A 7,249-nucleotide genomic window follows, 5' to 3' on the forward strand; every position below is an offset into this window, starting at 1 on the left:
GCGCAAGGCTTTTCCATCATCATCGAGGAGACGAAGATGCAAAAAATACTGCTGACAGGCCTGCTGATCCTGTTGCTGGCCGTTCCTGCGCCGGCCGCGGAAAAGGAAGTGGCCGGTGTCTTTTTCCCTCTGCCTGAGGGCTGGAGCGTCGTGGAGGAAAATACGTCCGGGACGACTTCCACCTTGCTGCTCCGGCAGGAAGGCCGCCGGACGGCCATCGCCGTGATGGTGGCCGCCGATGCGGGCCTTGCCCCCGCCCGGATAGCGACGGAACTGGCCTCCGTGACCGGAGCCACGGCCGATCCTGTGGAGCGGGAGGGACAGTACAGCTTCCCCATCAAGAAAGACGGTCAGGATGGCGTCTGTTTTCTGGCGCAGTCCAACGGGCGATTCATCCTGGTCAGCGTGCTGGGCGAGCTGCCCCCGGCCGTGCCCCTGCTGGAAGGCATGCGCTGCCCGGCCGATCCCGGCCTTGTGCTGCGCTGATCTTTCCCTGCCCTGAAAATGGAAAACGTCCCTGTGCTGCCACAGGGACGTTTTTTTATGGTTCGTTGCCGGAGCGGGCCGTACCAAGACCGGAGCAGATGTTGCCATCCGCTCATGGCAGCCATGGGACGGGTATCGTCCGTCTGTCTTTGTTTCAGGAGAGCTAGCTGCTCGGTGCAGTACGTCCGAGGGGGCGGCGCGGGAGGGGGCCTTTATGCCTGAGCAGCCGACGGCAGGCCACAGCGGCGTGCCCGTTGGCGATACGAGGGCTTTGGGCATCGGCAACAACGCAGGCTCTTTTCTCCTTCCCTCCCGGTCATCTTTGCTAGAACAGTTCCCGCACCAGCGCACCGGCCAGCACGCGGCCCTGCTCGTCGTAGATGGCGGCCACCTGTCCGGGGGCGCTGGGGAATTGCGGTTCCGCCAGCGTGATGCGCAGGCCGCCGTCCGTGATCTCCACCCGGGCGGGGGTGGGGCGCTGGCGATGGCGCAGGCGGGCCAGCAAGGTGTCCGGCCACTGTTCGGGCGGGCAGAGCAGGTTGGCGGGGCCGGTGAGGCAGCCATGCATGCCCAGGCGGGCCCTGCCGCCCACCACGAGGGTATTGTCCTCTCCCTGCTTGCGCAGCACGTAAAGGGGCTCGCTGTGGGCGATGCCCAGGCCCCGGCGCTGGCCTTCGGTATAGCGCCACAGGCCTTCATGCCGGGCCAGCGGGCGCAGCACGGGACGGCCGTCGCTGTCCGCCTCTTCCAGCAGGACGGGGCCGCTGCCGGGCAGGGACAGGCCTTCCGCCTGCCAGCGCCGCTCCAGGAAGGCCCGGTAGGCGTCCTCTCCGGCGGGGATGAAGCATATCTCCTGGCTTTCCTGCGGTACGGGCACTGCCAGCCCCGCGTCCTTCACCTGGGCGATGCTGGCGGCCTTGTCCTGCCGGGCAAGGGGGAACACGGCCCGGCGCAGGCGCTCCAGCGGCACGAGGGAAAGGAAATAGCTCTGGTCCTTGGCCAGGTCGTCCGCAGCGGCCAGCACGGGCCCGGCAGGGCCGTCCAGCAGGCGGGCGTAATGGCCGGTGGCGATGCGGTCCGCGCCCAGGCTCAGGGCGGCGTCCAGCAGGGCCCCGAACTTGATGGCCCGGTTGCAGAGCGCACAGGGGTTGGGCGTCCGGCCCCGGGCATAGGCCAGCACGAAGGGCGTGACGACCTCCCTGTCGAAGACCGCGCGCATGTCGGCCACATGCAGGGGGATGCCCAGCTGTCCGCAGGCTGTTTGCAGGCCTTCCACCGCCTGACGGCTGGCGGGGGGCAGGGGCGTGGCCAGGGCCTCCGCTGCCGTGAGCAGACAGGGGCCTTCAGGGGCCGGGCGCAGGCCGGAAGACGCGGCATCGGGCAGGAAGAGCCCGTGCAGGGCCAGGACGTCGTGTCCCTGTTCGCGCAGGCGCAGGAGGGCGCAGAGGCTGTCCACGCCGCCGCTGACGGCAACGGCCAGTTGTGTCATCAAAAAGTCTCCTTGGCGTCCGGCCGGGCCGGAGGGAAGATGCGAAAACAGCCCGCCAGAAAAGCTGACGGGCTGCGGAAAACCTTGGGCCGGGAAACGGCTTACAGGATCTGCGTCAGGAACTGGCGCAGGCGCGGATGGCGCGGCGAGTTGAACAGGGTATCGGGCTTGCCCATTTCCAGGATCTGGCCGTGGTCCATGAAGATCAGGCGGTCGGCCACGGTACGGGCAAAGCCCATTTCGTGGGTCACGCAGATCATGGTCATGCCTTCTTCGGCCAGGCTCACCATAACGTCCAGCACTTCGCCCACCATTTCGGGGTCAAGGGCGGAGGTGGGCTCGTCGAAGAGCATGATGTCCGGCTGCATGGCCAGGGCGCGGGCGATGGCCACGCGCTGCTGCTGGCCGCCGGAGAGCATGGCGGGGTAGACGTTGGCCTTGTCGCTGATGCCCACTTTCTTGAGCAGCTTCAGGGCCATGGTCTCGGCTTCGGCCTTGGGGATGTTCAACAGCTTGCGCGGGGCCAGGGTCAGGTTCTGCAGCACCGTCTTGTGCGGGAAGAGGTTGAACTGCTGGAAGACCATGCCGAGGTTGCGGCGCATCTCGTTGATGTTGTTGGCCTTGTCGTTGATGTCCTGCCCGTTGACGATGATGCTGCCGCCGTCGATCTCTTCAAGACGGTTGATGGAGCGCAGCAGGGTGGACTTGCCGGAACCGGAAGGCCCGATGATGACCACGCGCTCGCCGGGAGCGATATCGAGGCTCACATCCTGCAGGGCCGGGAGCTGTCCGAAGTACTTCCAGACGTGGCGGATGCTGATGATGGGCTCGGTGCTATTTTTTTCTGTCATAGTGATTGAGCCTCGCTTCGATGATGCTGACGATCTTGGAGAGGATGAGGGTGATGATGAGGTACACCAGGGCGACCACGGTGTAGGACTCGAAATAGCAGTAGCTCTTGGAGGCAAAACTGCGGGCGCGCTGCATCAGGTCGGGCATGCCGATGACGGAGACCAGGGCCGTATCCTTGAGCATGGCGATGCATTCGTTGCCGACGGGCGGGATGATGGTGCGCCAGGCCTGGGGCAGCACCACATAGAACATGGTCTGCACGCGGTTGAAGCCCAGGGAGCGGGCCGCTTCGGTCTGCCCGTGGGGGATGGCCAGGATGCCCGCGCGGAACACTTCGCCCATGTAGGCGCCGTAGCAGAAGCTCAGGGCGATGACGGCGGAGGTCACGCCTTCCATCTTCACCAGCATGGAGATGGCGAAGTAGATGTAGAAGATCTGCACCAGCAGGGGGATGCCGCGGATGACTTCCACATAGGTGGAGGCCAGCAGGTTGAAAAAGCGGTTGCGCGAGATGCGCCCCAGGCCGGTCAGCAGGCCCAGAGGCACGGCGCCGCAGATGGAGTAGGCCGTCACCTTGAAGGTGAGCAGCAGGCCGTCAGGCAGGAAGATGATGGCATCACGGTAGACCTGCGGCCCGGTGGTGCAGAGCAGCACCAGGGTGATGATGGCACCACACAGGGCGATGGACCATGCGTTGATGAGCCGCCATTCGCGAGGGTTCGGGATGGACGGGCCGTCCGTCACCATGATGATGTTGCCTTTGCTTTGCCCTTCGTCTTTCATTGTACAGGTTGCCCCTTGTATGCGGGAACGCCGGAAGGGCCCGGAGGCCCTTCCGAACAGTTGTCACAAAATGGGGACCGGCGGTGCCGGTCGCGGCGGCTGCCCTAGTCGGCAGTGCCCATCCACTCGACCTTCAGCTTGTTTTCGGTGCCGTCGGCCTTGATCTCGGCAATGGCCTTGTTGAGGCGGTTCAGCATCTCGGTACGGCCCTTGCGCACGCAGAAGCCGAAGTATTCGGGATTGTTGTGCTGGTAGGCGATGCCGAACTTGCCGGCGAAATCGGTACGCTTGTTGGCGTAGTACTTGGCGACGGGGTCGTCACAGATGACGGCGTCCACACGACCGGCGGCCAGGTCTTCGAAGGCCAGACCGATGTCGTCGTATTCGCGGATCTTGGCGCCCACGTTGGCTTCCTGCAGCACGAGCACGCCGGTGATGCCGATCTGGCTGCCCACGGTCAGGCCCTTGAGGTCGGCCAGGCTGTTGATCTTCTTGCCTTTGGGCATGACCACGGCCTGCACCACGCCGTAGTAAGGTTCGGTGAAGTCGAAGGCCTTCTGGCGTTCGGGAGTGATGGTGGTGGAAGCGGCCAGCAGGTCGTAGTTGCCGGCGGCCAGACCGGCGAAGATGCCGTCCCAGGCCACGTCGCGCAGTTCCATCTCATAACCGGCACGCTTGAGCACTTCCGTGGCGTAGGCGATGGAATAGCCGTTGGGCACCTTTTTGTCGTTCAGGAATTCCATGGGCGGATAGGTGCAGTTGGTGGCGACCACCAGGGTCTCGGCGGCCACGGACGTGCACATCATCATGAGAGCACACAGGGTAAGCGTGAGTTTGCGGAACATAATGCTGCCTCCAAAGGTTGATGAAGATGTCTGGCCTGAGGCTCGCGCCCGCATGCCAAAACCGGCCAAACTGGGTTTTATTAGCCGCGCAGGCCCCTGTCGTCAATACCCGGCGGGCGCCGGAGCCGCAGTTTTCCTGCCTGCGGGGCCCGGCCGCCTGTCACCGGGCCAAAAATAAGGGAAGGGCCCGTGGGCCCTTCCCTGGGATGACGGAAGGATGGCCGGGACGTCCGGCCGGAGTGTCCGGGCTAGTCGGCAGCGCCCATCCACTTGATCTTCAGCTTGGCTTCGGTGCCGTCGGCCTGCATGCTGGCGATGGCCTTGTTGAGGCGTTCCAGCAGCTCGGTATCGCCCTTGCGCAGGCAGAAGCCGTAGTATTCGGGATCCTTGTGCAGGTAGGCCACGGAGAACTTGCCGGCGAAGTCTTCGCGCTTGTTGGCATAGAACTTGGCCACGGGGTCGTCACAGATGACGGCATCGGTACGGCCAGCGGCCAGGTCTTCGAAGGCCAGGCCGATGTCGTCGTATTCCTTGATCTTGGCGCCCACGTCGGCCTTGCGCAGCACGAACACGCCGGTGATGCCGATCTGGCTGCCCACGGTCAGGCCCTTGAGGTCGGCCAGGCTGTTGATCTTCTTGCCCTTGGGCATGACCACGGCCTGCACGGCGCCATAGTAGGGGATGGTGAAGTCGAAGGCCTGCTGGCGCTCGGGGGTGATGGTGGTGGAGGAAGCCAGGATGTCGTAGTTACCGGCGGCCAGACCGGCGAAGATGCCGTCCCACGCCACGTCGCGGAAGGTGATCTTCAGATTCGCGCGTTTGGCGATCTCATGGATGTAGTCGATGGAATAGCCGGTGGGGACCTTCTTGTCCGTCAGGAATTCCATGGGCGGGAAGGCACAGTTGCCGGCGACCACGAGGGTCTTGGCGGCCACGGGAGTGCACATCAGGACGAGTGCGCACAGGGCAAGAGTGAGTTTGCGGAACATAATGCTGCCTCCGGAAAATGGGAAAAAAGGCCTGGACCGGACCGGGCATCCGTGCCGGGCCCGGCCAGGATTGGGTCTTATTAGTCGCGCGGGCCTCGAGCGTCAATAGGTTTTCCGGGATTTTCCGGCCGCCGCACAGGGCCGGAAACGCAGGAAGGGCCCGCAGGCCCTTCCGAAATGTCATATGATGGTGACCGGTGCTGCCGGCCGGGGTGTCCGGACTAGTCGGCAGAGCCCATCCACTTGATCTTCAGCTTGTCTTCGGTGCCGTCGGCCTTCATGGCGGCGATGGCCTTGTTGATGCGCTTCACGAGTTCGGTCTCGCCCTTGCGCACGCAGAAGCCGAAGTATTCGGGATCCTTGTGCAGGTAGGCCACGGAGAACTTGCCGGCGAAGTCTTCACGCTTGTTGGCGTAGAACTTGGCGACGGGGTCGTCGGCGATGACGGCGTCGATGCGGCCGGCGGCCAGGTCTTCGAAGGCCAGACCGATGTCGTCGTATTCCTTGATCTTGGCGCCCACGTTGGCCTTTTGCAGCACGAACACGCCGGTGATGCCGATCTGGCTGCCCACGGTCAGGCCCTTGAGGCCGGCCAGGCTGTCGATCTTCTTGCCCTTGGCCATGACCACGGCCTGCACGACGCCGTAATACGGGTCGGAGAAGTCGAAGGTCTTCTGGCGTTCGGGGGTGATGGTGGTGGAGGAGGCCAGGATGTCGTAGTTGCCCGAGGCCAGACCGGCAAAGATGCCGTCCCAGGCCACATCACGGAATTTCATGTCAAAGCCGGCGCGTTTGGCCACCTCCTTGATGTAATCAATGGAATAACCGGTGGGGACTTTCTTGTCGTTCAGGTATTCCATGGGCGGGTAGCCGCAGTGTCCGGCCACCACCAGGGTCTTGGCGGCCACGGCCGAGGACATGAGGACAAGGAAGCACAGGGCAAGGGTCAGTTTACGGATCATATCGCTGCCTCCGGAAGATTGATGGGATAGGTCCCGGCATGTGACACACGCATGCCGGGACAGCCAACCATATCTTGTCTTATGCGGGAGGGCCAGCGCCGTCAACTGCCTTACCAGCTGTTGCCCGGGGCGGGGCCGTCGTCCTCGTCGTCTTCGTCGCTGGCGCCGGGGGCCATGCGCGAAAGGGTATCGCGCAGGGGACGGGCCTGGGGCAGGGAAGCATTGCCGGGCGCGGCGTCGGCGTCATCTTCGGGGCGTTCGTCCTTGAGGGCCTGCTGCAGGAACCAGTCCTCGCGGATGCGCCAGGAGGCGGCCGCCGTGTAGGCGGGCGAGGAATAGCCCACGGAGAGGATCAGGGTGCGGCGGGCGTGTTCCTGCAGGCGGATGAGCAGGGGGGTGAAGTCCGCGTCGCCGGACAGGATGATGAATTCGTCAAAATGGGTGGGGTGGGACAGGTCATCCATGCAGTCCATGACCAGATGGATGTCCGTGCTGGTCTTGCCGCGGGTGGTCAGGGGCGGACAGTCCACCACCTGGAAGGCGCTGCGGATGAAATGGTAACGGAATTCCTGATAGCGCTGGGGGTTGAGGTAACACATGCGCTTCAGGATGCGGCGGCGCACGCCGTCACCGTAGAGGATGCGCAGGGCGTGGTTCTCGATCCAGCGCACCCAGCGGTAGGGGGCCATGCCGAAGGCCCGGGCCGCTTCGGGGTCTGCTTCAAGAAAACGGGTGTAAATGTTGTCAAAGTCCACATACAGGGCGCTGTACACTTCATCAAAACCGGTAAAACGTGCCATAATCTCCTCAATAGCTTATGAAATAAATGTTGAGTCTACTTAG

The 7,249-nt window shown here is 63.9% G+C and carries 8 protein-coding genes; 1 reads left to right on the forward strand and 7 read right to left on the reverse strand.

Going from position 1 to position 7,249, the window contains the following annotated elements:
* Positions 1–36: 36 nt before the first annotated feature.
* Positions 37–486, forward strand: a complete 450-nt coding sequence (locus tag ACQRCJ_RS08670) for a hypothetical protein (RefSeq protein WP_289616407.1) — start codon at positions 37–39, stop codon at positions 484–486.
* Positions 487–811: 325 nt separating this feature from the next.
* Here ACQRCJ_RS08670 and ACQRCJ_RS08675 read toward each other — a convergent pair whose 3' ends face one another.
* From ACQRCJ_RS08675 to ACQRCJ_RS08705, 7 genes are all read right to left on the reverse strand, one after another.
* Positions 812–1,975, reverse strand: coding sequence for a tRNA-specific 2-thiouridylase (locus tag ACQRCJ_RS08675; protein ID WP_303997134.1), 1,164 nt, complete (start codon positions 1,973–1,975; stop codon positions 812–814).
* Between the two features lie 101 nt (positions 1,976–2,076).
* Positions 2,077–2,826 (reverse strand): amino acid ABC transporter ATP-binding protein, encoded by a 750-nt coding sequence (locus ACQRCJ_RS08680; RefSeq protein ID WP_006009214.1) that lies wholly within the window; start codon positions 2,824–2,826, stop codon positions 2,077–2,079.
* Positions 2,810–3,610 (reverse strand): amino acid ABC transporter permease, encoded by an 801-nt coding sequence (locus tag ACQRCJ_RS08685; protein WP_006009216.1) that lies wholly within the window; start codon positions 3,608–3,610, stop codon positions 2,810–2,812. Before ACQRCJ_RS08685 ends, ACQRCJ_RS08680 begins: the two co-directional genes overlap by 17 nt.
* Before the next feature lie 104 nt (positions 3,611–3,714).
* Positions 3,715–4,455 (reverse strand): basic amino acid ABC transporter substrate-binding protein, encoded by a 741-nt coding sequence (locus ACQRCJ_RS08690; RefSeq protein WP_168935363.1) that lies wholly within the window; start codon positions 4,453–4,455, stop codon positions 3,715–3,717.
* A 248-nt stretch (positions 4,456–4,703) separates the two neighbouring features.
* The gene (locus ACQRCJ_RS08695) at positions 4,704–5,444 is read right to left on the reverse strand and encodes a basic amino acid ABC transporter substrate-binding protein (protein ID WP_304014870.1); all 741 of its coding nucleotides are present in this window, start codon (positions 5,442–5,444) and stop codon (positions 4,704–4,706) included.
* Between the two features lie 221 nt (positions 5,445–5,665).
* Entirely contained in the window at positions 5,666–6,406 is a 741-nt protein-coding gene (locus ACQRCJ_RS08700; RefSeq protein ID WP_006009232.1) for a basic amino acid ABC transporter substrate-binding protein, read from the reverse strand.
* 110 nt (positions 6,407–6,516) lie between these two features.
* Entirely contained in the window at positions 6,517–7,206 is a 690-nt protein-coding gene (locus ACQRCJ_RS08705; RefSeq protein WP_168935365.1) for an NYN domain-containing protein, read from the reverse strand.
* Positions 7,207–7,249: the final 43 nt, after the last annotated feature.

The organism is Desulfovibrio sp. SGI.102, assembly GCF_050314315.1.
In the GTDB taxonomy this organism is placed as follows: domain Bacteria; phylum Desulfobacterota; class Desulfovibrionia; order Desulfovibrionales; family Desulfovibrionaceae; genus Desulfovibrio.

Bases quoted from the DNA above. Each gene is read 5' to 3' on its own strand.
- ACQRCJ_RS08670 (WP_289616407.1), top strand. From the start codon at position 37: ATGCAAAAAATACTGCTGACAGGCCTGCTGATCCTGTTGCTGGCCGTT.
- ACQRCJ_RS08675 (WP_303997134.1), bottom strand. From the start codon at position 1,975: ATGACACAACTGGCCGTTGCCGTCAGCGGCGGCGTGGACAGCCTCTGC.
- ACQRCJ_RS08680 (WP_006009214.1), bottom strand. From the start codon at position 2,826: ATGACAGAAAAAAATAGCACCGAGCCCATCATCAGCATCCGCCACGTC.
- ACQRCJ_RS08685 (WP_006009216.1), bottom strand. From the start codon at position 3,610: ATGAAAGACGAAGGGCAAAGCAAAGGCAACATCATCATGGTGACGGAC.
- ACQRCJ_RS08690 (WP_168935363.1), bottom strand. From the start codon at position 4,455: ATGTTCCGCAAACTCACGCTTACCCTGTGTGCTCTCATGATGATGTGC.
- ACQRCJ_RS08695 (WP_304014870.1), bottom strand. From the start codon at position 5,444: ATGTTCCGCAAACTCACTCTTGCCCTGTGCGCACTCGTCCTGATGTGC.
- ACQRCJ_RS08700 (WP_006009232.1), bottom strand. From the start codon at position 6,406: ATGATCCGTAAACTGACCCTTGCCCTGTGCTTCCTTGTCCTCATGTCC.
- ACQRCJ_RS08705 (WP_168935365.1), bottom strand. From the start codon at position 7,206: ATGGCACGTTTTACCGGTTTTGATGAAGTGTACAGCGCCCTGTATGTG.